21 protein-coding genes are annotated in these 24,230 nt (G+C 69.7%); 2 read left to right on the top strand and 19 right to left on the bottom strand.

Annotated features, from left to right (window positions below; translation table 11 throughout):
* Window positions 1-5: 5 nt before the first annotated feature.
* Entirely contained in the window at window positions 6-575 is a 570-nt protein-coding gene (locus AB5J49_RS12535; RefSeq protein ID WP_369168683.1) for a dienelactone hydrolase family protein, read from the bottom strand.
* 94 nt (window positions 576-669) lie between these two features.
* Here AB5J49_RS12535 and AB5J49_RS12540 point away from each other — a divergent pair, with 94 nt between their 5' ends.
* The gene (locus AB5J49_RS12540; protein WP_369168684.1) at window positions 670-1,788 is read left to right on the top strand and encodes a mechanosensitive ion channel family protein; all 1,119 of its coding nucleotides are present in this window, start codon (window positions 670-672) and stop codon (window positions 1,786-1,788) included.
* Window positions 1,789-1,851: 63 nt separating this feature from the next.
* Here the strand turns inward: AB5J49_RS12540 and AB5J49_RS12545 are convergent, their stop codons facing one another.
* The 6 genes from AB5J49_RS12545 to AB5J49_RS12570 form a co-directional block, all read right to left on the bottom strand.
* Window positions 1,852-2,592, bottom strand: a complete 741-nt coding sequence (locus AB5J49_RS12545) for an SDR family NAD(P)-dependent oxidoreductase (protein ID WP_369168685.1) — start codon at window positions 2,590-2,592, stop codon at window positions 1,852-1,854.
* 61 nt (window positions 2,593-2,653) lie between these two features.
* Window positions 2,654-4,240, bottom strand: coding sequence for a Na+/H+ antiporter (locus tag AB5J49_RS12550; RefSeq protein ID WP_369168686.1), 1,587 nt, complete (start codon window positions 4,238-4,240; stop codon window positions 2,654-2,656).
* Window positions 4,241-4,327: 87 nt separating this feature from the next.
* Window positions 4,328-4,810: a GNAT family N-acetyltransferase gene (locus AB5J49_RS12555; protein WP_369168687.1), complete on the bottom strand. Its 483-nt coding sequence runs from the start codon at window positions 4,808-4,810 to the stop codon at window positions 4,328-4,330.
* The gene (locus AB5J49_RS12560) at window positions 4,807-5,751 is read right to left on the bottom strand and encodes an RluA family pseudouridine synthase (RefSeq protein ID WP_369168688.1); all 945 of its coding nucleotides are present in this window, start codon (window positions 5,749-5,751) and stop codon (window positions 4,807-4,809) included. The genes AB5J49_RS12555 and AB5J49_RS12560 overlap by 4 nt, the downstream gene beginning before the upstream one ends.
* Before the next feature lie 84 nt (window positions 5,752-5,835).
* A complete protein-coding gene (gene lspA / locus AB5J49_RS12565) occupies window positions 5,836-6,432 on the bottom strand; it encodes a signal peptidase II (protein WP_369168689.1) in 597 nt (198 codons plus the stop codon).
* A 70-nt stretch (window positions 6,433-6,502) separates the two neighbouring features.
* Window positions 6,503-7,687: a TraR/DksA family transcriptional regulator gene (locus tag AB5J49_RS12570; RefSeq protein WP_369168690.1), complete on the bottom strand. Its 1,185-nt coding sequence runs from the start codon at window positions 7,685-7,687 to the stop codon at window positions 6,503-6,505.
* A gap of 604 nt (window positions 7,688-8,291) precedes the next feature.
* Between AB5J49_RS12570 and ileS the strand changes: the two genes are divergently transcribed.
* Window positions 8,292-11,429, top strand: a complete 3,138-nt coding sequence (gene ileS, locus AB5J49_RS12575) for an isoleucine--tRNA ligase (protein ID WP_369168692.1) — start codon at window positions 8,292-8,294, stop codon at window positions 11,427-11,429.
* Between the two features lie 210 nt (window positions 11,430-11,639).
* On the opposite strand, the gene AB5J49_RS12580 is transcribed toward ileS, so the two are convergent.
* From AB5J49_RS12580 to murF, 12 genes are all read right to left on the bottom strand, one after another.
* Complete coding sequence (locus AB5J49_RS12580) at window positions 11,640-12,794, bottom strand: DivIVA domain-containing protein (protein ID WP_369168693.1); 1,155 nt, start codon at window positions 12,792-12,794, stop codon at window positions 11,640-11,642.
* A 55-nt stretch (window positions 12,795-12,849) separates the two neighbouring features.
* Window positions 12,850-13,137, bottom strand: a complete 288-nt coding sequence (locus AB5J49_RS12585) for a YggT family protein (protein ID WP_004001943.1) — start codon at window positions 13,135-13,137, stop codon at window positions 12,850-12,852.
* A gap of 59 nt (window positions 13,138-13,196) precedes the next feature.
* Window positions 13,197-13,838: a cell division protein SepF gene (locus AB5J49_RS12590; protein ID WP_369168695.1), complete on the bottom strand. Its 642-nt coding sequence runs from the start codon at window positions 13,836-13,838 to the stop codon at window positions 13,197-13,199.
* A 122-nt stretch (window positions 13,839-13,960) separates the two neighbouring features.
* The gene (locus AB5J49_RS12595) at window positions 13,961-14,680 is read right to left on the bottom strand and encodes a YggS family pyridoxal phosphate-dependent enzyme (RefSeq protein ID WP_369168696.1); all 720 of its coding nucleotides are present in this window, start codon (window positions 14,678-14,680) and stop codon (window positions 13,961-13,963) included.
* 6 nt (window positions 14,681-14,686) lie between these two features.
* Entirely contained in the window at window positions 14,687-15,415 is a 729-nt protein-coding gene (gene pgeF, locus AB5J49_RS12600; RefSeq protein WP_369168697.1) for a peptidoglycan editing factor PgeF, read from the bottom strand.
* Between the two features lie 10 nt (window positions 15,416-15,425).
* Window positions 15,426-16,643: a cell division protein FtsZ gene (gene ftsZ / locus AB5J49_RS12605; RefSeq protein WP_369168698.1), complete on the bottom strand. Its 1,218-nt coding sequence runs from the start codon at window positions 16,641-16,643 to the stop codon at window positions 15,426-15,428.
* 289 nt (window positions 16,644-16,932) lie between these two features.
* Entirely contained in the window at window positions 16,933-17,733 is an 801-nt protein-coding gene (locus tag AB5J49_RS12610) for a cell division protein FtsQ/DivIB (RefSeq protein WP_369168699.1), read from the bottom strand.
* Between the two features lie 25 nt (window positions 17,734-17,758).
* Entirely contained in the window at window positions 17,759-18,850 is a 1,092-nt protein-coding gene (gene murG / locus AB5J49_RS12615) for an undecaprenyldiphospho-muramoylpentapeptide beta-N-acetylglucosaminyltransferase (RefSeq protein ID WP_369168700.1), read from the bottom strand.
* A gap of 6 nt (window positions 18,851-18,856) precedes the next feature.
* Complete coding sequence (ftsW, locus tag AB5J49_RS12620) at window positions 18,857-20,218, bottom strand: putative lipid II flippase FtsW (protein ID WP_369168701.1); 1,362 nt, start codon at window positions 20,216-20,218, stop codon at window positions 18,857-18,859.
* Between the two features lie 103 nt (window positions 20,219-20,321).
* Window positions 20,322-21,746, bottom strand: coding sequence for a UDP-N-acetylmuramoyl-L-alanine--D-glutamate ligase (murD, locus tag AB5J49_RS12625; RefSeq protein WP_369168702.1), 1,425 nt, complete (start codon window positions 21,744-21,746; stop codon window positions 20,322-20,324).
* Window positions 21,728-22,801: a phospho-N-acetylmuramoyl-pentapeptide-transferase gene (gene mraY / locus AB5J49_RS12630; protein ID WP_369168703.1), complete on the bottom strand. Its 1,074-nt coding sequence runs from the start codon at window positions 22,799-22,801 to the stop codon at window positions 21,728-21,730. Before mraY ends, murD begins: the two co-directional genes overlap by 19 nt.
* Entirely contained in the window at window positions 22,798-24,228 is a 1,431-nt protein-coding gene (gene murF / locus AB5J49_RS12635; protein WP_369168704.1) for a UDP-N-acetylmuramoyl-tripeptide--D-alanyl-D-alanine ligase, read from the bottom strand. The genes mraY and murF overlap by 4 nt, the downstream gene beginning before the upstream one ends.
* Between the last annotated feature and the right edge of the window lie 2 nt (window positions 24,229-24,230).

Raw genomic sequence — 24,230 nt, forward strand, 5'->3', positions numbered from 1 at the left:
GGCTCCTAGAGGGTTTCGAGGAAGCCGAGCGCCACCCGCCAGGTGGCCTCGGCGGCCTCCTCGTCGTAGTCCGGCAGGTCGGGGTCGGTGTAGAGGTGGCCGGCCCCCGCGTATCGGTACACCTCGATGTCGGCGCCCGCTCTGCCCATCTGCAGATACCAGGCGCTCAGCCAGTCGTCCGTCTCGAACGGGTCCGGCTCGGCGACATGCAGCTGCACCGGCAGCTCGTCCACCGAGGCGTTCGCCGCGATGTCCGACGTGCCGTGCAGGAGCAGCACCCCGCGCGCCTTCTCGTCGCCGAGCGCGAGAGTCTGCGCGATGGAGGCACCGAGCGAGAACCCGGCGTACACCAGGCCCCGGTCCGAGTAGGGCGCGGCGGCGAGCACGGCCCGCTTCAGCAGCTCGTCCTTGCCGATCCGGTCGTTGAACTCCATGCCTTCCTCGACCGTCTCGAACGTGCGCCCCTCGAAGAGGTCCGGCGTCCACACCTCGTGTCCGGCGGCGCGCAGCCGGTCCGCGGCCTGGCGCACCGCGGGCCTAAGGCCATAGGTCGAGTGAAAAAGCATGATGTTCATGAGGCCATGGTGCCAGCCGGGTACGACAGTGCCGTGACCACCGCCTCACCGGCGCACATGTTCATGACCCCCCTCGGGTGGTTACGTTCGAAGGATGGAGAACATACTCCGACCGCTGATCGTGATCGGTGGCTCGGTCCTGCTCACCCTGATCATCGGGTGGGCCACCGACCGCCTGATGCGCAAGGCCGACGAACGGCACAATGAGACACCGCTGTGGGACCTGCTGCGCCGCGCCCGCGTGCCCTACCAGCTCGTCCTGTGCGCTGCCCTGCTCAGAGGGGCGTACGACGAGTCGAAGGTGCTGGAGGAGCACAAGGTCGCCGTCGGCCGGGTGCTGACGCTGGTGCTGATCGGGGCGGCGGCCTGGCTGGCGATCCGTATCGCGGCGGCGGTCGTGGAGACCACGTACAGCCGCTACGCCCGCGTCCACCGCGATCCGGCCCGGGTCCGGCGGGTGCGCACCCAGGTGACCCTCATCATGCGTGTGGTGTCGGCGGTGGTCGGTGTGGTGGCCGTGGCGGCCATGCTGCTGACCTTCCCGGCGATGCGCGCGGCCGGCGCCTCGCTGCTGGCGTCGGCCGGCATCCTCGGCATCGTCGCCGGTGTCGCGGCCCAGTCCACGCTGAGCAACATGTTCGCCGGGTTCCAGATCGCCTTCGGCGACATGGTGCGGCTGGGGGACACGGTGGTCGTGGACAACGAGTGGGGAACCGTCGAGGAGATCACGCTGACGTTCCTGACGGTGCGGACCTGGGACGAGCGCCGGATCACGATGCCCGTGTCGTACTTCACCTCGAAGGCCTTCGAGAACTGGTCGCGCGGCGGTGCCCAGATGACCGGCACCATCTTCCTCCACCTCGACCACTCGGCACCGATGGAGAAGATGCGCGAGCGGCTCCGCGACATCCTGCGCGCGTGCCCGGCATGGGACGGCCGCGACTACGGCCTGGTCGTCACGGACTCGACACCGAGCACCATCGAGGTGCGGGCCCTGGTCACGGCGAAGGACGCGGACGACCTGTGGACGGTACGGGTCGCGGTGCGCGAGCAGCTCATCAGCTGGCTGGTCGAGCAGCACCCGTACGCGCTGCCGCGCGTCAACGCGACGGACGCGGCCCTGCCGCCCGGCTTCCCCGTCCCCGGCCGCATACCGGCCCGCCGCACGCACCAGCACGACCACCAGCCGGCGGCGCGACCTGACCGCCCTTGACGTCCCTTGACCGGTCCTGACCGGCTCGGTGGCCACCGACCGACTCGGTGGCCACCGACCGGCTCAGTGCCCCCGCTCGGCGCCGCCGTTGACCTGGATGATCTGCGAGGTGATGTGCCCGGCGCCGTGGGACGCCAGCCAGTGCAGGGTCGCGGCGACGTCCCCCGGCGTGGCGGCCCGCCCGGTCGAGGTCTCCGCGACGAGCCGCTCACGCCGCTCCTCGTCCATCGCGTCGCCGAAGAACTCGGTGTCCTCGACATACCCGGGCGCGACCACGTTCACGGTGATCCCGCGCGGCCCCAACTGCCGGGCCAGATCATGGGCGTACGGATGCAGCGCCGCCTTGGACGCCGCGTACGCCCCGCTGCCGGATCCCCGGAAGGCGGCGATGGAGCTGAGGAACAGCACCCGCCCTCCCGGGTCGGCGAGCCGGTCCTTCAGCGCCTCGGTGAGCAGGGCCGCGGTCAGGGTGTTGAGGCCGAAGTTGAGGGTCCAGTTGTGCAGGACGACGTCGAGGGGTTCGTCGCTGTCCACCTTGGGCTCCAGGTGGCCGGCGCCTCCGGCACTGTGGATCAGTACGTCCACGGTGCCGAACTCCGACGCCACGAACCGCTCCACGCCCCGCACACCACGCGGCTTGCTCAGATCCGCCGCATAGGTGAGGGCCCCGGGCACACCGGCCTGCTCCAGCACCTCGGCGCGCCGCCCGAGCAGGAGCACCTGATCACCGTCCGCCGCGAACAGCTGCGCCGCCGCGAGCCCGATTCCTGTACCGCCACCACTGATGACAACGTTGCGAGCCATGATCCGACCCTACAAAGGGACGCGGGACATGCCGCGTCCGTTCACACGACTGCCGTGAAGATCACCGCAGACTGCGCACGTCCAAATGCCGCAGCACCCGGTCCACCACCTCCGGATCGGCCCCCGGCTCACTGCGCGCCGCCAGCACCTCGTGCCGCGCGGCACTCAGCAGCTCGCCCTGGATCCGCCGCACCCGCTTCAGCCGCCGCACCCGCTGCTGATGCGCCTCCCTGCGCTCCTCCTCCCCCATCTCCGGGCTGATCCGCACCCCGATCTCGAACGCCCGCCGCAGCATCTGCTCGGACAAGTCCTCCGGCAGGTCCTCGACGGCCTCGATCTCCCTCAGCCTGCGCTTCGCCGCCTTGGCCGCCCGCACCGCCAGCTGCCTCTCGAACTCCTTCTCCCGCTCGCTGTCGGCGCGCACTCCGAGCCGTTTCACCAGCCAGGGCAGGGTCAGCCCCTGCAGCACCAGCGTCGCCATGATCACCCCGAACGCGATGAACACGATCTCGTCCCGGTCGGGAAAGGCGGCGCCCGAATCCGTCTGAAGCGGAATGGCGAGCGCCAGGGCGACCGAGGCGACGCCCCGCATCCCGGACCACCACATCACGACGGTCTCGCGCCAGCCGACCGGGATCTCCTCGTCGTAGTCCCGTTTCGCATGCATCCGCTTGGTGAGCCAGGTGGCCGGCAGCAACCACAGCAGACGCACCATGACGACGACGCCGACCACGGCGGCCGCCCAGCCGAGCATCTCGTCCCACCGCCCGGACGCCGTCCGCACCGCGATGTGCAGTTCGAGCCCGATCAGCCCGAACGCGACGCCGGTGACCAGCGTGTCGACGATGTCCCAGAAGGTGTGCCCGGCGAGCCGCGTCATCACGTCGTCGGCGTCGGTGGCGTACTCGGCGAGGAACAGGGCGGTGACCAGCACGGCGAGCACGCCGGAGCCGTGGAGTTCCTCGGCCAGCACGTACGAGGCGTACGGCACGAGCAGCGTGAGCCCGATCTGCAGGGTCGGGTCCCCCAGCAGATCCATCAGCTTGTTGGCACCCCACCCCAGGGCGAGCCCGATGGCCAGCGCCACCACGGCGGAGAGCACCAGATCCAGTCCGGCCTCCCACGGCGAGAAGCTGCCGCTCACGGCGGCCGCGATCGCCACGTGGTACAGCACGATGGCCGTCACGTCGTTGAAGAGCCCCTCGCCCTCCAGGATGGACACCAGCCGCCGCGGCAGCCCGAGTTGCCCCGCGACGGCGGTCGCCGCGACCGGATCGGGCGGCGCGACGAGCGCGCCCAGCGCCACGGCGGCGGCGAGCGGCAGCCCCGGCACGATCGCGTGGGCCACCGCGGCCACGCACACCGTGGTGACGAACACCAGCGCCACGGCCAGCAGAAGGATGGGCCGCACATTCGCCGCGAACTGCCGCCACGAGGTCCGCCGTACCGCGGCGTACAGCAACGGTGGCAACAGCAGCGGCAGGATCAGATCGGGCGGAATGTCGACGTTGGGCACGAAGTCGAGCAGCGCGAGAACGATCCCGAGCAGCGTCATCAGCACCGGCGCCGGCAACCCGACACGGTCCCCCACCGGGACGCTCACCACGGCCCCGAGCAACAGCACGAACAACAGGGCCAACTGATCCACGGTCAGCGCTCCGATGACATCGGCTTCACAAGGCAGACCTCAAGCCTGCCAGGCCGCCCTTCTCACCAGCTCGTTCGGGCCCCTCGACTACAGCGCGCGCCGCATCGCCCGGTGCGGCATCCCGGCGTCGGGGAACTCCGGCCCGTACGCCACGTACCCCAGCCGCTCGTAGAACCCCAGCGCATGCGTCTGCGCGTGCAGATCCACGGCCGCGAGCCCACGCGCGCCTGCCGCCTCCTCGATGGCCCGCACCAGCGCGGCGCCGACGCCGAGCCCCCGCGCCGCCTTCGTCACCGCGAGCCGGCCCAGCGACCCGACCGACGGGTCACCGTCGACCTTCGCCGCGGCCGCCTCCCCGTGCAGCAGCCGCCCGGTGCCGAGCGGCACCCCGTCCGCCCGCACGGCCAGCACATGCACGGCGACGGTGTCGTACGCGTCGTACTCCAGGTCCTCGGGAACGCCCTGCTCCCCGACGAAGACCTCCTTGCGCACCGCGAAGCACATCTCACGGTCGGCGGGGTCCTCGGCGACCCGAACCGCATACGACGTGGAGGGCGACGGCGAACTCACGCGTACGTCTCCTCGCGGACCTGGTCCAGGGCGTTCTGCAGGTCGGCCGGGTAGTCGCACGCGAACTCCGCCCACTGCCCGTCCCCGGGGTGCTCGAAGCCGAGGCGTACGGCGTGCAGCCACTGGCGGGTCAGGCGGAGCCGCTTGGCGAGCGTCGGGTCGGCGCCGTACGTGAGGTCGCCCACACAGGGGTGCCGGTGGGCGGCCATGTGGACGCGGATCTGGTGGGTGCGGCCCGTCTCCAGCTTCACATCGAGCAGGGAGGCCGCGCGGAACGCCTCGATGAGGTCGTAGTGCGTGACGGACGGCTTGCCCTCGGCCGTGACCGCCCACTTGTAGTCGTGTTGGGGGTGGCGGCCGATGGGAGCGTCGATGGTGCCGCTGGTCGGGTCGGGGTGGCCCTGGACGAGCGTGTGGTACCGCTTGTCGACCGTGCGCTCCTTGAACTGGCGCTTGAGCGACGTGTACGCGTACTCGGACTTGGCGACGACCATCAGCCCGGACGTGCCCACGTCGAGCCGGTGCACGATGCCCTGGCGCTCGGCGGCACCGGACGTGGAGATGCGGTACCCGGCCGCGGCCAGCCCGCCGATGACGGTCGGACCGCTCCAGCCCGGCGACGGGTGCGCGGCCACACCGACCGGCTTCACGATCACGACCACGTCATCGTCGTCGTGCACGATCTCCATGCCCTCGACCGGCTCGGCGACGACCTGCACCGGAGCGGGCGCCTGCGGCATCTCCACCTCGAGCCAGGCCCCGCCGTGCACCCGCTCGGACTTCCCGACCACCGAGCCGTCGACCGTGACCTTCCCCGCCGCGGCAAGCTCGGCGGCCTTCGTACGGGAGAAGCCGAACATGCGGGAGATGGCGGCGTCGACGCGCTCGCCCTCCAGGCCGTCGGGCACGGGCAGGGTACGGATCTCGGGAATCGTGCTCACCCGACGAGTATGCCGGACGGGTCGGACACCCCCGTACGGCGCCTGTGGACAACCCCTCCCGGACCTCGCGAGTCCTTGCGGGCCTCAGTCCTTGTGGACGGTCCCGTCCGGGTCCAGCCCCCTGAACGACAGCAGCACGATCAGGATGCCGCCGCACACGATCGCCGAGTCGGCCAGATTGAACACGGCAAAGTACTTGGGCGCGATGAAGTCCACGACCGCACCCTCGAAGACGCCGGGCGAGCGGAAGATCCGGTCGGTGAGGTTGCCCAGCGCACCGCCGAGCAGCAGGCCGAGCGCGATCGCCCAGGGCAGGCTGTACAGCTTGCGGGCGAGCCGGGCGATCACCACGATCACGGCCGCCGCGATCACCGTGAAGATCACGGTGAAGGCCTCACCGAAGCCGAAGGCCGCGCCCGCGTTGCGGATCGCCTCGAACTTCAGCCAGTCCCCGATGATCTCGATCGGCGGCTGGTGCTCCAGCTTGGCCACCACGATCATCTTGCTGACCAGGTCGAGGGCGTAGGCGAAGGCGGCGACCCCGAACAGCACGGCGATCCGGCGCCTGCCCCGGGGCCGCTCGGCCGCGGCTTCCTTCGCGTTCTCGTCGGACTGCTCCGGCTCGGCTCCCGCCGCCTCTGGGGTATCCGGCGTACCGATGATGCGCTCCGCCTCTGCCACGTGAGTCCTTCAACCTAGGTACCTGACTGAGGACGAGAGTACGACACGTCCGGCGGCACCCGGATGCCGGTCAGTACCGGCGTTCTTGCTTCTGCTTGCACTCCACGCACAGGGTCGCGCGCGGGAAGGCCTGCATGCGCGCCTTGCCGATCGGGTTGCCGCAGTTCTCGCACAGGCCGTAGGTGCCCGCGTCGAGGCGCTCCAGGGCCCGCTCGGTCTGCGTGAGCATCTCGCGCGCGTTGGCGGCGAGCGCCAGTTCGTGCTCGCGCGTGATGTTCTTGGCGCCGGTGTCCGCCTGGTCGTCGCCGGCCCCGTCCCCGGAGTCCCGCATCAGGCCGACGAGGGACTGCTCGGACGACGTGAGCTCGTCGCGCAGCCGCATCACCTCGGCCATCAGCTCGGCTCGTGCCTCCTCGACCTCCTCCGGGGTCCAGGGGTCCTCACCGGGGCGCACCGCGAGTTCGCCGGGCTCCACGGCCGCGGAGATGCGTGCCTTGGGAACGGCGGTCTTGGCCGCCGTGGCCGTGCCAGGAGTCTTCTTCGCAACCACCGTCGTGGCTCCCGTCTGCTCCGCGGCCTGCGCCGCGCCCGCTTTCTTGGCCCTGCTCTCGGCGACCACACTCTTCCCAGCCGCCCGCTCCGCAACCGCCTTTTTCCCGGCCGCGGCCCTCTTGGACGTGGTGCTCGTCCGAGACGTGGCGCTCGTCCTGGACGTGCCCCTCTTGGCGGCACCCGCCTCGGAGGCGCCCTTCGCCCCAGCACCGTCCTCTTCCGCACCCCCACCCACACCGACGCCCTTCTCCCCGGCCGCCTTCGTCGCGACCGCCTTCTCCGCCGCCGCCTCTTCGGCCGCCGTCACCTTGGCTCCCTTGCCACCGGACAGGGCCTTCTTGGACACCGCTTTCTTGGCCGCCGTGGCTTTCTCAGCCGTGGCTTTCTCGGCCGCCGACTTCTCGGTCGCGCCCTTCTTTCCGGCGGCCTTCTTGGCGGCGGCTTTAGTGCCCGCCTTCTTGGAGCCCGCCTTCTTCTCGGCCGTCTTCTCGGCCGTCTCCTGCGCCTCGCCCCCGACAGCCCCCCGCACGGTCTTCACCGGCTTCCCGCCCCGCACCCCCGCGGCAGAACCTCCCTGCTCCCCCCTGCCACTCCCCCGCGCGCTCTTCTTTCCGCCCACATCCTTGGCCGTACCGTCGGAGGCACGCGCATGTGTGGATCTGCCCGACGCCGACTGCTGTACGGCGGTCTTCTTCGCCACCATGCCGCGGCCCCTTCACATATTGTGATCTTGCACGCGAATCGTGCTGGGACGATAAATCGACTTGAGTCCCGCGGCAACGGGGCACACCGCCCGATTCGCCCGCCTCGCGCATGCCGCGCGGCAGACCTGCATGCGTTGTGCCCAGCTCCCCGCCGGGTATGCAATCGAGCCGACCGTCCCAGAATCCGAACACGCGTACCGATCCATTCGGGTCATCCCGGCCGGTACGGCACCCCCGCCCCCGCGCCCCGAAAATCCGGTCGGCCGCTGTCCGCGCGGCGCCGTACACTGGGCGGAGCGAAAAGCGTGGATGGGGACCAGTAGCGACGTACGCAGCCCAGAGCGACCCGGGGACGGTGGAAGCCCGGGGGCGAGCGCGACGTGAAGATCACCCCGGAGCCGCCGGAAGAAAGCCGCAGCCGAACGGCAGCGGTCGGTAGAACCGGCATCGCGACCCCAAATGAGGGGGCTCACCGAGGCACACCATGCGTCGGAGGGCCAAGGAGGGTGGTACCGCGGGAGCGCGCCGAAACCGGCGTACGGAAAGACACGGCTCTCGTCCCTCCGGACGGAAGGCAGCAAGTCCGCCGGAGGAAGCCCGCTGATGACAACGCCGACGTACCGCCAGGTACCCGCCCAGGTCGACCTGCCCGCGCTCGAGCACGCGGTGCTCGACTTCTGGCGCGAGCAGAAGATCTTCGCCAAGAGCCTGGAGCAGTCCGAGGGCCGCCCCGAGTGGGTGTTCTACGAGGGCCCGCCCACCGCCAACGGCATGCCCGGCGCCCACCACATCGAGGCCCGCGTCTTCAAGGACGTCTTCCCCCGCTTCCGCACCATGCGCGGCTACCACGTCGCCCGCAAGGCCGGCTGGGACTGCCACGGCCTCCCGGTGGAGCTGGCGGTCGAGAAGGAGCTCGGCTTCAGCGGCAAGAAGGACATCGAGGCGTACGGCATCGCCGAGTTCAACGCCAAGTGCCGTGACTCCGTGCTGCGCCACACCGACGCCTTCTCCCAGCTGACGACCCGCATGGGCTACTGGGTCGACCTCGACGAGGCGTACGTCACGATGGACCCCGAGTACATCGAGTCCGTCTGGTGGTCGCTCAAGGAGATCTTCGACAAGGACCTGCTGGTCCAGGACCACCGCGTCGCCCCCTGGTGCCCGCGCTGCGGCACCGGCCTGTCCGACCACGAGCTGGCGCAGGGCTACGAGACGGTCGTCGACCCCTCGGTGTACGTCCGTTTCCCCCTCACCTCCGGTCCGCTCGCCGGCGAGGCCGCGCTCCTGGTGTGGACGACGACGCCCTGGACCCTCGTCTCCAACACGGCCGTGGCCGCGCACCCCGAGGTCACCTACGTCGTCGCGACGGACGGCGAGGAGAAGCTCGTCGTCGCCGAGCCGCTTCTCGCCAAGGCCCTCGGCGAGGGCTGGGAGACCACCGGCCAGAGCTTCACCGGCGCCGAGATGGAGCGCTGGACGTATCAGCGTCCCTTCGAGCTGGTCGAGTTCCCGGCACCCGCCCACTACGTGGTCAACGCCGAGTACGTCACGACCGAGGACGGTACGGGTCTGGTCCACCAGTCCCCCGCCTTCGGTGAGGACGACCTCAAGGTCTGCCGCGCGTACGGCCTGCCCGTCGTGAACCCCGTCCGCCCGGACGGCACCTTCGCCGAGGACGTCCCCCTGGTCGGCGGCGTGTTCTTCAAGAAGGCGGACGAAAAGCTCACCGAGGACCTCCAGCAGCGCGGTCTGCTCTTCAGGCACATCCCGTACGAGCACAGCTACCCGCACTGCTGGCGCTGCCACACCGCGCTCCTCTACTACGCGCAGCCGTCCTGGTACATCCGCACCACCGCCGTCAAGGACCGCCTCCTCCAGGAGAACGAGAAGACCAACTGGTTCCCGGAGACGGTGAAGCACGGCCGCTTCGGCGACTGGCTGCAGAACAACATCGACTGGGCGCTGTCCCGCAACCGCTACTGGGGCACCCCGCTGCCGATCTGGCGCTGCGAGGACGACCACCTCACCTGCGTCGGCTCCCGCGCGCAGCTCACCGAGCTGACCGGCACCGACCAGTCGAACCTGGACCCGCACCGGCCCTACATCGACGACGTCACCTTCGCGTGCCCCCAGTGCGAGAAGACGGCCACGCGCGTGCCCGAGGTCATCGACGCCTGGTACGACTCGGGCTCGATGCCGTTCGCGCAGTGGGGCTACCCGCACAAGAACAAGGAGCTCTTCGAGAGCCGCTACCCGGCGCAGTTCATCAGCGAGGCCATCGACCAGACCCGCGGCTGGTTCTACACACTGATGGCGGTCGGCACGCTGGTCTTCGACAAGTCGTCGTACGAGAACGTCGTGTGCCTCGGCCACATCCTCGCCGAGGACGGCCGCAAGATGTCCAAGCACCTGGGCAACACCCTGGAGCCGATCCCGCTCATGGACCGGCACGGCGCGGACGCGGTGCGCTGGTTCATGGCGGCCGGCGGCTCTCCGTGGGCGGCACGCCGCGTGGGCCACGGCACCATCCAGGAGGTGGTGCGCAAGACCCTCCTCACCTACTGGAACACGGTCGCCTTCCAGGCCCTGTACGCCCGCACGTCGAACTGGGCGCCGTCCGAGGCCGACCCGGCCCCGGCCGACCGCCCGGTCCTGGACCGCTGGCTGCTGTCCGAACTGCACGCGCTGACCGACCAGGTGACCCAGTCCCTGGAGGCGTACGACACCCAGCGCGCCGGCAAGCTGCTCTCGGCGTTCGTCGACGACCTGTCGAACTGGTACGTCCGCCGCTCCCGTCGCCGCTTCTGGCAGGGCGACAAGGCGGCGCTGCGCACCCTGCACGAGGTCGTCGAGACGATCACGAAGCTGATGGCCCCGCTGACCCCGTTCATCACCGAGCGGGTCTGGCAGGACCTGGTCGCGCCGGTCACCCCGGGCGCCCCGGAGTCGGTCCACCTGGCGTCCTGGCCGGAGGCGGACCTGTCGGCGATCGACCCGGAGCTGTCGAAGCAGATGGTCCTGGTCCGCCGACTGGTCGAGCTGGGCCGCGCCACGCGCGCGGAGTCGGGCGTGAAGACCCGCCAGCCGCTGCGGCGCGCGCTGGTCGCCGCGACCGGCTTCGAGGCACTCAACCCCGAGCTGCACACGCAGATCACGGACGAGCTGAACGTCGCGTCCCTGGCGTCGCTGTCCGAGGTGGGCGGCAGCCTGGTCGACACCACTGCCAAGGCCAACTTCCGCGCCCTGGGCAAGCGGTTCGGCAAGCGCGTCCAGGACGTGGCGAAGGCCGTCGCGAACGCGGACGCGGCGGCGCTGTCCCTGGCCCTGCGCGAGGGCACGGCGTCGGTCGAGGTCGACGGCGAGACGGTCGCCCTCGCTCCGGACGAGGTGATCATCACAGAGACCCCGCGCGAGGGCTGGTCGGTGGCGTCCGACTCGGGCGCGACGGTCGCGCTGGACCTGGAGATCACGGAGGAGCTGCGCCGCGCCGGCCTCGCCCGTGACGCGATCCGCCTGATCCAGGAAGCCCGCAAGAACAGCGGCCTGGACGTGGCCGACCGCATCGCCCTGCGCTGGACGGCGACGGACACGGCGACGGTCGCGGCGCTGAGCGAGCATGCCGAACTCATCGCCGACGAGGTCCTGGCGACGGACTTCGCCCAGGACGGAGCGGACGACAGCTACGGCTCCCCGTTCACCGACGAGGGCCTGACCCTGACGTTCCGCCTGCGCAAGGCGTAGCGAGGCCCGGCCGGACATCCGAAGGCCCGGGACCGCCAAAGAATCTTGGTGGTCCCGGGCCTTCGGCGTTGTGTACGTCGGACACCGCACCCAACCGCCGAACAAACGCCGCAAACTCCGTGAACACGCGTAGCAAAAGGGCGGGGCCCCGGATCGAAATCCGGGGCCCCGCCCTGAACGCTGCCGACGCCTACGGCGTACTACCAACCGTCAGTTGTCGTCCTCGTCGATGAGGAAACCGCGCATCGGAGACGGAGCCTGGCCCATCGGACCGGGACCCTGCGGCCGGACCGGTGCCATGGGCTGGGTCATCGCCGGGGACATCTGCTGCTGACCACCGTAGGACGGAGCAGCCGGAGACGGGGCGCCGCCCATCGTCTGGTTGCCGCCGTACGACGGGGCACTCGCGCCGGCCGGTGCCATGGAAGGCGCCGGGGACGGCGGGAGGGACGCCGTGGCCGGGGTACGCGGCGGGGCGAGCGAGTCGTCCGACTGGGTCTCCAGCTGGCGCAGCTGGGACTCGAGGTAGGACTTCAGCCGCGTGCGGTACTCGCGCTCGAAGCCGCGCAGGTCCTCGACCTTGCGCTCCAGCGTGGCGCGGGCGGACTCCAGGGAGCCCATCGCGACGCGGTGCTTCTCCTGCGCGTCCCGCTCCAGGGCGTCAGCCTTGGCACGGGCGTCACGCTCAAGACCCTCGGCACGCGAACGCGCCTCGCCGACGATCTTGTTGGCCTCGGACCGAGCCTCGGCGATCGCCTGGTCGGCGGTCTGCTGGGCCAGCGAGAGGACACGGGCGGCGCTGTCGCCACCGGGGCCACCCTGACCCGGGCCGCCCATGGGGCCGGGGCCACCCATAGGACCGCCCATCGGGCCACCCATCTGCTGCTGCATCGGGGGCTGGCCCATCGGCCCCGGACCCTGGCCCATCGGACCGGGACCCTGCGGACCACCCTGACCGCCGGGACCGGCGGGCAGCTGCGGAGCACCGCTGGGCAGCTGGGGCGGGCCTCCCATGGGGCCACCCATCTGCTGCTGCGGCGGGCCCGATATGCCGGCGGGTACAGGAGAGCCGGGACCGCGCATGCCCTGCTGAGGCATGCCGCCCTGCTGGGGCATACCGCCCTGCTGCTGGTCCTGCGGGCCGCCTGGACCCTCCGGGGGCTTGCGCATGTTCTGCTGGTTCTGAGCAGCAGCGCGCGTGGCCGCGGCCAGCTTGGCGCGCAGATCCTCGTTCTCGCGGAGCAGGCGCGTCAGTTCGGCTTCGACCTCATCGAGGAAGGCATCGACCTCGTCCTCGTCATAGCCTTCTCGGAGGCGGACGGTCGTGAACTGCTTGTTCCGCACGTCCTCGGGGGTCAACGGCATCTCTTCACCTCAACGTAGTGGTCGGCAGTCGGCAAGACCGTATCTGTCACATCGCTCACATCGCGCTCCGCACGAGCGTGATCAGGATGTAGACGATGATCATCAGAACGAAGAAGGACAGGTCGAGCGCCACGCCCCCGAGACGCAGCGGCGGGATGACCCGCCGCAGAAGCTTGAGCGGTGGATCAGTGACAGTGTAGGTGGCCTCCAGAACGACCACCATCGCCTTGCCGGGTTGCCACGAGCGGGCGAACTGGAAGACGTAGTCCATGACCAACCGGAAGATGAGCACGATGAGGAAGACCATCAGCGCGATGTAAAGAACTTGCAGGACCACGCTCATGACTGGTGCTTCCCTCTCCCCTGTTCCCTGTTCCCCGTGGTTGTTTCCGGTGGTGCGTCTCAGCTCTGGTTGAAGAACCCGCCCTCTGCGATACGGGCCTTGTCCTCCGCCGTGACATCGACGTTAGCAGGCGACAACAGGAACACCTTCTGCGTCACCCGCTCGATGCTGCCGTGAAGACCAAACACCAAACCAGCCGCAAAGTCGACAAGTCGCTTCGCGTCTGTGTCATCCATCTCAGTCAGATTCATGATCACCGGGGTACCTTCACGGAAGTGTTCCCCGATGGTACGGGCCTCGTTGTAGGTCCGCGGGTGAAGTGTGGTGATCCGGTAAGGCTCTCGTTCCGACACGACCATGGGCATGATCACCGGTGCGTTCTTCTCCAGGCTTGCGCGTTCTTGTGTGATGGACGCCACGGGCGCGATGCGCGCCGGACGGCCGGATTCCGCGGGTAGCGAAGTTGATCGGGCCACGGGTTCACGCGGCGCGGGCGGATGTGCGATTCGCACCTCTTCGTCCCTTTGGGACTGGTGTGCACTGTGCGACTGGTGCGACGGCTCGTGCCGTCGGTGGTCCCGCTCGGGCTCCGGGTCCAGTTCGGGCTCGAAGTCGTCGTCGGGGTCGAACCCCCGGCCGTCGTACCCATCGTCCTCCACGAGGCCGAGGTAGACCGCCATCTTGCGCATCGCGCCGGCCATGCTCTGAGTCCTCCGCTCTGTGGTGGATCGACTGCCAAGTGCCCGCGATCCACGCGGTCGTTACGCCCGCCTTCCGGCGACATTGACCATATTTTCTGCTGTGGTCCGACTTCTTGGCGACGTTACCCGAGCCTGGGGCGGACTCCGAGTACCGCAGTGCCGACGCGTACATGTGTCGCACCGGCCGCCACGGCCTCTTCGAGATCCGCACTCATCCCTGCCGACACCATGTTCGCAGCCGGATGGGTCCGGCGCAGGTCGGTCGACAAAACCATCAACCGCTCGAACGCCGCCTGTTGCAGTCCCGCGTACTCCCCGGTGAGCGGGGCGACGGTCATGAGTCCGTCGAGCCGCAGCCCCGGAGCCTTCGCGACGAGGTCGGCCAACTCTTCGATACCGCCGGGTGCCACACCACCCCTCTCGCCCCGCTCGCGCTCCCCCGCATCCAGCGCGACCTGGAGGAGGCAGCCCACTTCGCGCCCCTGCCGTACGGCCTCCTTCGACAGGGCCGTCACCAGCTTGGAACGATCGACGGACTGCACGAGATCCGCGTAACCGACCACGGAGCGCACCTTGTTGGTCTGCAACTGGCCGACAAAATGCCACGCAAGGGGCAGATCCGAGCATTCGGCGGCCTTCGGTGCCGCGTCCTGATCGCGGTTCTCGGCGACGTGGCGCACACCTAGCTCCGACAGGATCCGCACATCGCTCGCCGGGTAGGTCTTGGTGACCACGATCAGGGTCACTTCCTCGCGACCGCGCCCGGCGGCCGCGCAGGCGGCGGCGATGCGGTCCTCCACCTTCGCCAGGTTTGCGGCGAGTTCGTCCTTACGGTCCGTCATGTCCATTCAGTCCAGCCACACATAGCCCGCGAGCCGACCGGTGGTGCGGTCGCGGCGGTACGAGAAGTGGTCGTCCGACTCCCGCGTGCACACCGGTGAGTGCTCCCGGTCGCGCACGCCGCGCCGTGCGAGCTGCGCGTGCACCCCGGCGGCCACATCGACCGCCGGCGTGCCCCAACTCGTCTCGGCGTGCGCCGCCGGCTCCACCGCGGCCACTTCGGCGCGCATCGCTTCCGGCACTTCGTAACACCGGCCGCAGACGGCGGGGCCGGTGCGGGCGACGATCCGGGCGGGGTCGGCGCCCAGTTCCGTCATCGCGCGTAGCGCGGCCGGGACGACCCCGGCGACCATGCCGGGCCGCCCCGCGTGAGCCGCGGCCACGATCCCGGCGACCGGGTCGGCCAACAGGACCGGCACGCAGTCGGCCGTGAGGACGGCGAGTGCGAGACCCCGCCGCGCCGTGACGATCGCGTCGACCCGGGGCACCGGACGATCGGACCATGGTTCGTCGACCACCGCGACGTCCGTCCCGTGCACCTGGTTCATCCAGACGACCTCGCCCGGGTCGAACCCGAGCGACTTGGCGGCGAGCTCGCGATTGGTCAGTACGGCGTCGCCGTCGTCGCCGACCGCGCCACCGAGATTGAGCTCCTCATACGGAGCGGCGCTCACCCCGCCCCACCGGTCGGTGAAGGCGAAGTGCGCGCCGCTCACGATGTCGCGCTGTGCTATCACGTCAGAAGGATCACTTAAGGAAGTCCGGGACGTCCAGCTCTTCGGCCGCGCTGTCGGCGTAGGTCCGCGACGGCGGGACCGGCGGGGCGACCGGGATGTCGGCCACCGGGTCCGGCGCGGTGGGCTCGGCCTCCTCCTTCGGCGTGACGCTGCCGAGCGAGCCGAAGGACGGCCGACTCTCGGTCTGCCGTACCGGAGTGGGCTCCTCGCGGCGGGGCGAGGACGAGGTCGAGGAGGAGGACGAGGTCGAGCCGAGGACGTTGTCCCGCCGGGCCGGCGGCTGACCGCCGTCGAAGCCGGCCGCGATCACGGTGACCCGGACCTCGTCGCCGAGGGCGTCGTCGATGACCGCGCCGAAGATGATGTTGGCCTCGGGGTGGGCGGCCTCACTGACCAGCTGGGCCGCTTCGTTGATCTCGAACAGGCCGAGGTCCGAGCCGCCGGAGATGGAGAGCAGCACGCCCCGGGCGCCGTCGATGGACGCCTCCAGCAGCGGCGAGGAGATCGCCATCTCGGCCGCGGCCACCGCGCGGTCGTCGCCGCGGGCCGAGCCGATGCCCATGAGGGCCGAACCGGCCTCGGACATGACCGACTTGACGTCGGCGAAGTCGAGGTTGATCAGACCCGGCGTGGTGATGAGGTCGGTGATGCCCTGGACACCGGAGAGCAGGACCTGGTCGGCCGACTTGAAGGCGTCCAGCACCGAGACCTGGCGGTCCGAGATGGAGAGCAGCCGGTCGTTCGGGATGACGATGAGGGTGTCGACCTCTTCGCGGAGTTCGGCGATGCCGTCCTCGGCCTGGTTGGCGCGGCGCCGTCCCTCGAAGGTGAACGGGCGCGTGACCACGCCGATGGTGAGGGCGCCCAGATTGCGGGCGATATTGGCCACGACGGGTGCGCCGCCGGTGCCGGTGCCGCCGCCTTCACCGGCCGTCACGAAGACCATGTCGGCCCCCTTGAGGACCTCTTCGATCTCCTCGCGGTGGTCCTCGGCGGCCTTGCGGCCGACGGCCGGGTTGGCTCCGGCGCCGAGTCCGCGGGTGAGTTCACGGCCGACGTCGAGCTTGACGTCGGCGTCGCTCATCAACAGAGCTTGCGCGTCGGTGTTGATGGCGATGAACTCGACGCCCTTGAGACCGACCTCGATCATCCGGTTGATGGCATTGACACCACCGCCGCCGACACCGATGACTTTGATGACTGCGAGGTAGTTCTGCGGTGCTGCCACGTCGAAGGCCTCTCGCCTCGAGTTACGGGTCGTCGGATCACGGGGAAGCGCTCTGCTCCGCGAACCCGGCGACTGATGCCGAATGGGACGGTCCGTAGCGCCGACCCGAACCCTAACCCTGAAGTTTAGGGTTACCAGTGTGTCTGTTCCTTGAAGTCTTCTGAACAGGACACTAAGTCGACAAGTGGCGCACGTTCAACGAACACGCCGAACCTCCCGTTTTTCTTTTCACCCTATGTGATCAGCCATGTCGCTGCCCAACCAGGGTGCTGGCCTGCGCAGATGTGCGTCAACTCGCCGATGACGCAGGGGCGGTGGGAACGCTGACGTCGAAGTACCCCGCATCCGGCGAGGCTTTCATGAGAGCAGTGAGTGTGCGAGCCTTCGCGGCCCCCTTCTCGCCACTCCCCCATGCGACGGTCCGGCCGTCGCCCAACTCCAGTGAGATGTCGTCGTAGGAACGGACCTTGACGACCCTGGTGACACGCGTGACGGCGGCCGGAATGGCATCGGCGACCCGCACCGCCTCCCGCACCAGACGGTCCTCGCCGAAGCGGCGCAGGCTCGCGGCGGCGGAGCTCGACCGGGACACCGTCAATTCCAGTGCGGGAACGCCTTTCGGAGCCTCAGAAACCGTGGCGAATCGGACACCTTCATCGTCCACTTCGACGAACTTTCCGCCTCTTTGGACAATCAGAACCGGAGTACGCTCCACCACTTTCAGACCGATTCCATGCGGCCAGGAGCGGACCACGTCAACCGCGTCAATTCGGGGCAATTTCCGGCGCAGCCTTGCCTCAATCGCATCGGTGTCGACGGAAATCAGCGGCGCTCCGACGGGAACGTCGGCCGCCTCGCGGACCTGCGCGGGCGTCAGGACCCGGGTCCCGGAGACGGATACGCCCTCGACGCGCAGCCATTTGGAGCCGTACAGCAGCCACACCGATCCCGCGCCGAGGAGCGCGAGCACGACGGCAAGAATGATGATCACACGAAGGCGGATGCGTCGCCGCCTCAACCGCCGGACGAGGGGCGGGTCGGACGACTCCTGCTGGCGTTCACCGCGCTCGGCGGTCGTCGGTCCGGCCACGCTCCCTGCCCTCCGTCATACGTTCCTAGCGGCGGTGTGAGGCGATCGCCTCGTACACCATGCCGACGAGCAGGTCGTCGGCGTCCCGGCGGCCGAACTCGCTTGCGGCGCGGGACATCTCGTACAGCCGGTGCGGGTCGGCGAGCACGGGCAGGACGTTCTGCTGCACCCACTCGGGCGTCAGTTCCGCGTCGTCGACCAGCAGTCCGCCGCCGGCCTTGACCACCGGCTGGGCGTTCAGCCGCTGTTCGCCGTTGCCGATGGGCAGCGGGACGTAGGCGGCCGGAAGCCCGACGGCAGAGAGTTCGGCGACGGTCATCGCGCCCGCGCGGCAGAGCATCATGTCGGCCGCGGCGTACGCGAGGTCCATCCGGTCCAGGTAACTTACCGGGATGTAGGGGGGCATCCCCGGCATCTGGTGCACCTGCGGCAGTTCGTTCTTCGGGCCGACCGCGTGCAGGATCTGGATGCCTGCCTGCTGGAGCCAGGGCGCGACCTGCTGGACGACCTCGTTCAGGCGCCGGGCGCCCTGCGAACCGCCGGAGACCAGCAGCGTGGGCAGGTTCGGGTCGAGCCCGAACGCGGCGCGGGCCTCGGGGCGCACCGCGGCCCGGTCGAGGGTGGCGACGGACCGGCGCAGCGGGATGCCGATGTAGCGCGAATTGCGCAGCTTGCTGTCCGGGGTGGAGACGGCGACCTGGGCGGCGTACCGCGAACCGATCTTGTTGGCGAGGCCCGGGCGGGCGTTGGCCTCGTGGATGACGATCGGCACGCCGAGGCGCTTGGCGGCGAGGTAGCCGGGCAGGGCGACATAGCCGCCGAATCCGACGACGCAGTCCGCCTTCGTGCGCTCCAGGATCTGCTCGGTCGCCTTGATCGTGCCGCGCAGTCGGCCCGGGACGGTGATCAGCTCAGGCGTCGGCTTGCGCGGCAGCGGGACTGCGGGGATCAGCGCGAGCTCATAGCCCCGCTGCGGAACGAGCGTGGTCTCCAGGCCGCGCTCCGTGCCCAGGGCCGTGATCCCCACGGTCGGGTCCTGCCTGCGCAGGGCGTCCGCGAGGGCGAGCGCGGGCTCGATGTGGCCGGCGGTCCCCCCGCCGGCGAGTACGACATGCACCGAAATTCACCGCTCTCCGGACGAGCGCGCCGCCGAGGCACGCCGTCGCATCGTGTTCCATCTCCGAGGCTCCCGGCCGCGGCCGGCACCTCCCGCACGCTTTCTACCAAAGCGGGGTTGCCGCGCAGAAAGCGCTGCCCGCGCAGCGGGCTCGTCGCGTGCGAAGGCGATCAGCAGCCCGATGGCGAACATGGTCGGCAGCAAGGCGGATCCCCCGTAGGAGAACAGCGGGAGGGGGACGCCGGCGATCGGCAGCAGGCCGAGCACCGCACCGATGTTGATCACGGCTTGCGCGGTGATCCAGGTGGTCACACCTCCCGCGGCATACCTCACGAAGGGGTCCTCCGTGCGTCCGGCCACGCGGATACCCGCATAGCCTAGAGCCGCGAAGAGGGCGAGCACCGACACCGTCCCCGACAAGCCCAGTTCCTCACCGGTGACGGCGAAGATGAAGTCCGTGTGGGCTTCAGGGAGTTGTCCCCATTTCTCCACACTCGCACCCAGTCCGGAGCCGAAGATTCCGCCGGAGGCGAGCGCGTAGATGCCGTGCACGGCCTGCCAGCAGTCGACGAGACCGCTGCGCGGCTCGGTGGCGCCGAGGCACTGCAGGCGGGCCATGCGGTTCTCGCTGCTCTTGATGAGGATCACACCGATCGCGGCGGCGACCGACAGCACCCCCACGAACAGCCGGGTCGGTGCCCCCGCCAGCCACAGCAGGCCGAACAGGATCGCCGACAGGATGATCGCCGTACCCATGTCGCCGCCGAGCATGATCAGCCCGAGCAGCATGAAGGCGACCGGCACGAGCGGCACGAGCATGTGCTTCCACTGCGTCAGCAGCTTCTTGTCCTGCTTGCGCGCGATCAGGTCGGCGCCCCACAGCACCAGCGCGAGCTTGCCGAACTCGCTGGGCTGGACCTGGAAGGAGCCGCCGAGGGCGATCCAGTTCTGGTTGCCGTTGACCGCGACTCCTATCCCGGGCACCTGCACCAGCGCCATCAGGAAGACGGCACCGGCGAGGATCGGGTAGGCGAGGGCCCGGTGCAGCTTCACGGGCATCCTGGAGGCGGCGAACAGCAGTCCGGAGCCGATCACGGCGGCCAGCAGCTGCTTGCGGAAGAAATACGAGCCGGGCAGCGACATCTGCAGTGCGGTGATCTGGGAGGCCGAGTAGACCATCACCAGACCGAGCACGGTGATCAGCAGGCTGCCGCCGAGGATCAGGTAGTACGCGGTCAGCGGCCGGTCCCAGGCCCGGTGCAGGCGCGTGTGGAGCCGCCGTACGGCGTTGTCGCGCGGCGGCCCGGGAGCGACGGGGCGCCGAACCGCCCGCTGGACGGGGGGTCGTCCCGTACGGCTACCGGGCATCGCCACTCACCGCCTCGCCGTGGGCATGCGTACCGTCCAGCCACATCCGAGTCACGCGTCCCTCCAAGGGTCCCGAAGCACCCGCAGTGGCCGAGACCCGGCGTCAGGCGCCCGCGCCGAGTTCGCGAACCGCCTCCGCGAACGCGTCACCGCGCTGGTTGTAGTTGGCGAACATGTCCATCGAGGCACAGGCCGGGGCAAGGAGCACCGTGTCGCCGGGCTGTGCGAGGCCCTTCGCCTCCTGGACTGCCGCGAGCATCGCCCCAGTGTCGGTCCGGTCGAGGTCGACGACGGGTACTTCCGGCGCGTGTCGCGCTAGGGCTTCACGGATCAGGGCGCGATCCGCGCCGATGAGCACGGCCGCGCGAAGCCGCTTCGCCGACTTGGTGACCAGCTCCTCGAAGACGGCGCCCTTGGCGAGCCCGCCCGCGATCCACACGATGGACTCGTAGGCAGCCAACGAGGCCTCCGCCGCGTGGGTGTTGGTGGCCTTGGAGTCGTCGACGTACGCGACCCCGTCCACGTCCGCCACATGCGCGATGCGGTGGGCGTCCGGGGTGAAGGCCCGTAGGCCGTCGCGTACGGCCTTGGGAGGCACCCCGTAGGCCCGGGCGAGGGCCGCTGCCGCGAGGGCGTTGGCGATGTTGTGCGGGGCCGGCGGGTCGACGTCGGCGACCTCGGCGAGCTCCTGGGCGTTCTTCTGTCGGTCCTCGACGAAGGCGCGGTCGACGAGGATGCCCTCCACGACGCCGAGTTGCGACGGCCCGGGGGTGCCCAGCGTGAAGCCGATGGCCCGGCAGCCCTCCTCGACGTCGGCCTCGCGCACCAGGTCCTCGGTGGCCTTGTCGGCGACGTTGTAGACGCAGGCGACGCGGTTGCCCTCGTAGATACGGCCCTTGTCCTTGGCGTACGCCTCCATGGAGCCGTGCCAGTCGAGGTGGTCGGGGGCGATGTTCAGCACCGCCGCCGAGTGGGCCCGCAGCGAGGGCGCCCAGTGGAGCTGGTAGCTGGACAACTCCACGGCCAGGACGTCGTACTGCTCCTCGCCCAGCACCGCGTCGAGGAGCGAGACGCCGATGTTGCCGACGGCGGCCGTGCGCAGGCCCGCCGCCTTGAGGATCGAGGCCAGCATCTGGACGGTCGTGGTCTTGCCGTTGGTGCCGGTGACGGCGAGCCAGGGCGCGGCGTCGGGGCCGCGCAGCCGCCAGGCCAGCTCCACGTCGCCCCAGACCGGGACGCCCGCTTCATGAGCCGCCGCGAACAGCGGCTTGTCCGGCTTCCAGCCGGGCGCGGTGACGATCAGTTCGGTGCCTTCGGGCAGGGTCGCCCCGTCGCCGAGGCGGACGGTGACACCGATCGCCTCCAGTTCGGTGGCCTGGGCACGCGCGCGTGCGTCGTCGCCGTCGTTGACAACGGTGACCTGCGCGCCGAGGCCGTGCAGCACCTTGGCCGCCGGGATCCCGGAGACGCCGAGCCCGGCGACGGTGACGTTCTTACCCTGCCAGTCGGTCACTTGTCCGCTGCCCATCCCGCATAGAAGAGGCCCAGTCCGACAATCACACAGATGCCCTGGATGATCCAGAAACGGACCACCACAAGGACTTCGGACCAGCCCTTGAGTTCGAAGTGGTGCTGCAGTGGCGCCATCCTGAAGACGCGCTTGCCGGTGAGGCGGAAGGAGCCGACCTGGATGACCACCGACATGGTGATCAGCACGAACAGGCCGCCGAGGATGGCGAGCAGCAGTTCGGTGCGGGAGCAGATCGCGAGACCGGCGAGCACACCGCCGAGCGCGAGCGAGCCGGTGTCGCCCATGAAGATCTTGGCCGGCGACGTGTTCCACCACAGGAAGCCGAGGCAGGAGCCCATCAGCGCCGCGGAGACGACGGCGAGATCGAGCGGATCACGCACTTCGTAGCAGGCGTTGGGGCTGGGCAGGATCTGCGCGTTGGCACAGGACTCCTGGAACTGCCAGACGCCGATGAAGGTGTAGGCGCCGAAGACCAGGACGGAGGCGCCGGTGGCCAGACCGTCCAGACCGTCGGTCAGGTTCACGCCGTTCGACATCGCGAGGATCATGAACAGCGCCCAGACGACGAACAGCACCGGGCCGATCGTCCAGCCGAAGTCGGTGATGAACGACAGCTTCGTGGACGCCGGGGTGTTGCCGCGGGCGTCCTCGAACTGCAGCGAGAGCACCGCGAAGGCGATGCCGCCGAGCAGCTGGCCGGCCAGCTTGGCCTTGGCCCGCAGGCCCAGCGAGCGCCGCTTGACGATCTTGATGTAGTCGTCGAGGAAGCCGACCAGACCCATGCCGAACATCAGGCCGAGCACCAGCAGACCGGAGTAGGTCGGCGGCTTGCCCGTGATGAGCTTCGACAGGAAGTAGGCGGCGATGGTCGCCAGGATGAAGGCGATACCGCCCATCGTCGGCGTACCGCGCTTGCTGGCGTGCTCGCGCGGGCCGTCGTCGCGGATGTACTGGCCGTAGCCCTTGCGCGCGAGGAGCTTGATCAGCAGCGGGGTGCCGATCAGGGTCAGGAAGAGACCAATGACTCCTGCGAACAGGATCTGGTTCATCATCGGGCGGCAACCTCACCCTCGGCACCGGTCTCGAGCAGCGCCTGTGCGACGCCCTCCAGGCCGACCGAACGGGACGCCTTCACGAGTACGACGTCCCCCGGGCGCAGCTCGCTGCGCAACAGGTCGACCGCCGCCTGTGCGTCGGACACGTGCACCGACTCCTCACCCCACGAACCCTCGTTATATGCGCCCAGTTGCAGCCAGGACGCTTCCCTGCCCCCGACCGCGACGAGCTTGCTGACGTTGAGCCGGACGGCGAGCCGCCCGACCGCGTCGTGCTCGGCGAGCGCCTCGTCCCCGAGCTCGGCCATCTTGCCGAGCACCGCCCACGTACGGCCCCCTTTCGCCCGTGCGGCTTCGCCCATGGCAGCAAGGGCACGCAGAGCGGCCCTCATGGACTCGGGGTTCGCGTTGTAGGCGTCGTTGACGACCGTCACGCCGTCCGGGCGCTCGGTGACCTCCATCCGCCAGCGGGAGAGGGAGCCCGCCTCGGAGAGTGCGGTGGCGATCTCTTCCGCGGACATGCCCAGCTCATGGGCGACGGCGGCCGCGGCGAGCGCGTTCGACACGTGGTGCTCACCGTACAGGCGCATGGTCACATCGCTTGCACCGGAGGGTGTGCGAAGGGTGAAAGCAGGCTGTCCGCTGTCCGTGAGTCTCACGTTCTCGGCGCGTACGTCCGCTTCGCCTGACTCTCCGAAAAGGATCACCTTCGCCTTCGTACGGGACGCCATGGCCCGTACGAGGGGATCGTCGGCGTTGAGGACCGCGACGCCGCCGTCTTCCGCCGCCGGCAGGCTCTCCACGAGCTCGCCCTTGGCCTGCGCGATCTGCTCGCGGCCGCCGAACTCGCCGATGTGGGCGGTGCCGACGTTGAGCACGAGGCCGATCTTCGGGGGCGTGAGATCGGCGAGGTAGCGGATGTGGCCGATGCCGCGGGCGCCCATCTCCAGGACGAGGAACTTGGTCTCCTCGGTGGCGCTGAGAGCGGTCAGCGGCAGCCCGATCTCGTTGTTGAGCGAGCCCGGCGTCCACACGGTGGGCGCCTTGCGCTGGAGCACCTGGGCGATCAGGTCCTTGGTGCTGGTCTTGCCCGCCGAGCCGGTCAGGGCCACGAGGGTCGCGCCGAGCCGTCGTACGACATGGCGGGCGAGGGCACCGAGGGCCTTCTGGACGTCGGCCACGACGATCGCGGGAACACCGACGGGGCGCGACGCCAGTACGGCGACCGCGCCCGCTTCGACGACCTGCTCGGCGTAGTCATGGCCGTCCACGCGCTCGCCGACGAAGGCGGCGAAGAGGGTGCCGGGCTCCACTTCGCGGGAGTCCCGGACGACCGGTCCGGTGACCTGGACGGACGGATCCGGTATGTCGTACGTCTGCCCGCCGACGACTTCTGCGATCTCGGCGAGAGAGAGGGCGATCACAA

Source organism: Streptomyces sp. R28 (genome assembly GCF_041052385.1).
Lineage (GTDB): Bacteria > Actinomycetota > Actinomycetes > Streptomycetales > Streptomycetaceae > Streptomyces.

Coding starts and splice junctions, on each gene's coding strand:
- AB5J49_RS12535 (WP_369168683.1), bottom strand. CDS start 575: ATGAACATCATGCTTTTTCACTCGACCTATGGCCTTAGGCCCGCGGTG.
- AB5J49_RS12540 (WP_369168684.1), top strand. CDS start 670: ATGGAGAACATACTCCGACCGCTGATCGTGATCGGTGGCTCGGTCCTG.
- AB5J49_RS12545 (WP_369168685.1), bottom strand. CDS start 2,592: ATGGCTCGCAACGTTGTCATCAGTGGTGGCGGTACAGGAATCGGGCTC.
- AB5J49_RS12570 (WP_369168690.1), bottom strand. CDS start 7,687: ATGGTGGCGAAGAAGACCGCCGTACAGCAGTCGGCGTCGGGCAGATCC.
- ileS (WP_369168692.1), top strand. CDS start 8,292: ATGACAACGCCGACGTACCGCCAGGTACCCGCCCAGGTCGACCTGCCC.
- AB5J49_RS12580 (WP_369168693.1), bottom strand. CDS start 12,794: ATGCCGTTGACCCCCGAGGACGTGCGGAACAAGCAGTTCACGACCGTC.
- AB5J49_RS12585 (WP_004001943.1), bottom strand. CDS start 13,137: ATGAGCGTGGTCCTGCAAGTTCTTTACATCGCGCTGATGGTCTTCCTC.
- AB5J49_RS12590 (WP_369168695.1), bottom strand. CDS start 13,838: ATGGCCGGCGCGATGCGCAAGATGGCGGTCTACCTCGGCCTCGTGGAG.
- AB5J49_RS12595 (WP_369168696.1), bottom strand. CDS start 14,680: ATGACGGACCGTAAGGACGAACTCGCCGCAAACCTGGCGAAGGTGGAG.
- ftsW (WP_369168701.1), bottom strand. CDS start 20,218: ATGCCCGGTAGCCGTACGGGACGACCCCCCGTCCAGCGGGCGGTTCGG.
- murD (WP_369168702.1), bottom strand. CDS start 21,746: ATGGGCAGCGGACAAGTGACCGACTGGCAGGGTAAGAACGTCACCGTC.
- mraY (WP_369168703.1), bottom strand. CDS start 22,801: ATGATGAACCAGATCCTGTTCGCAGGAGTCATTGGTCTCTTCCTGACC.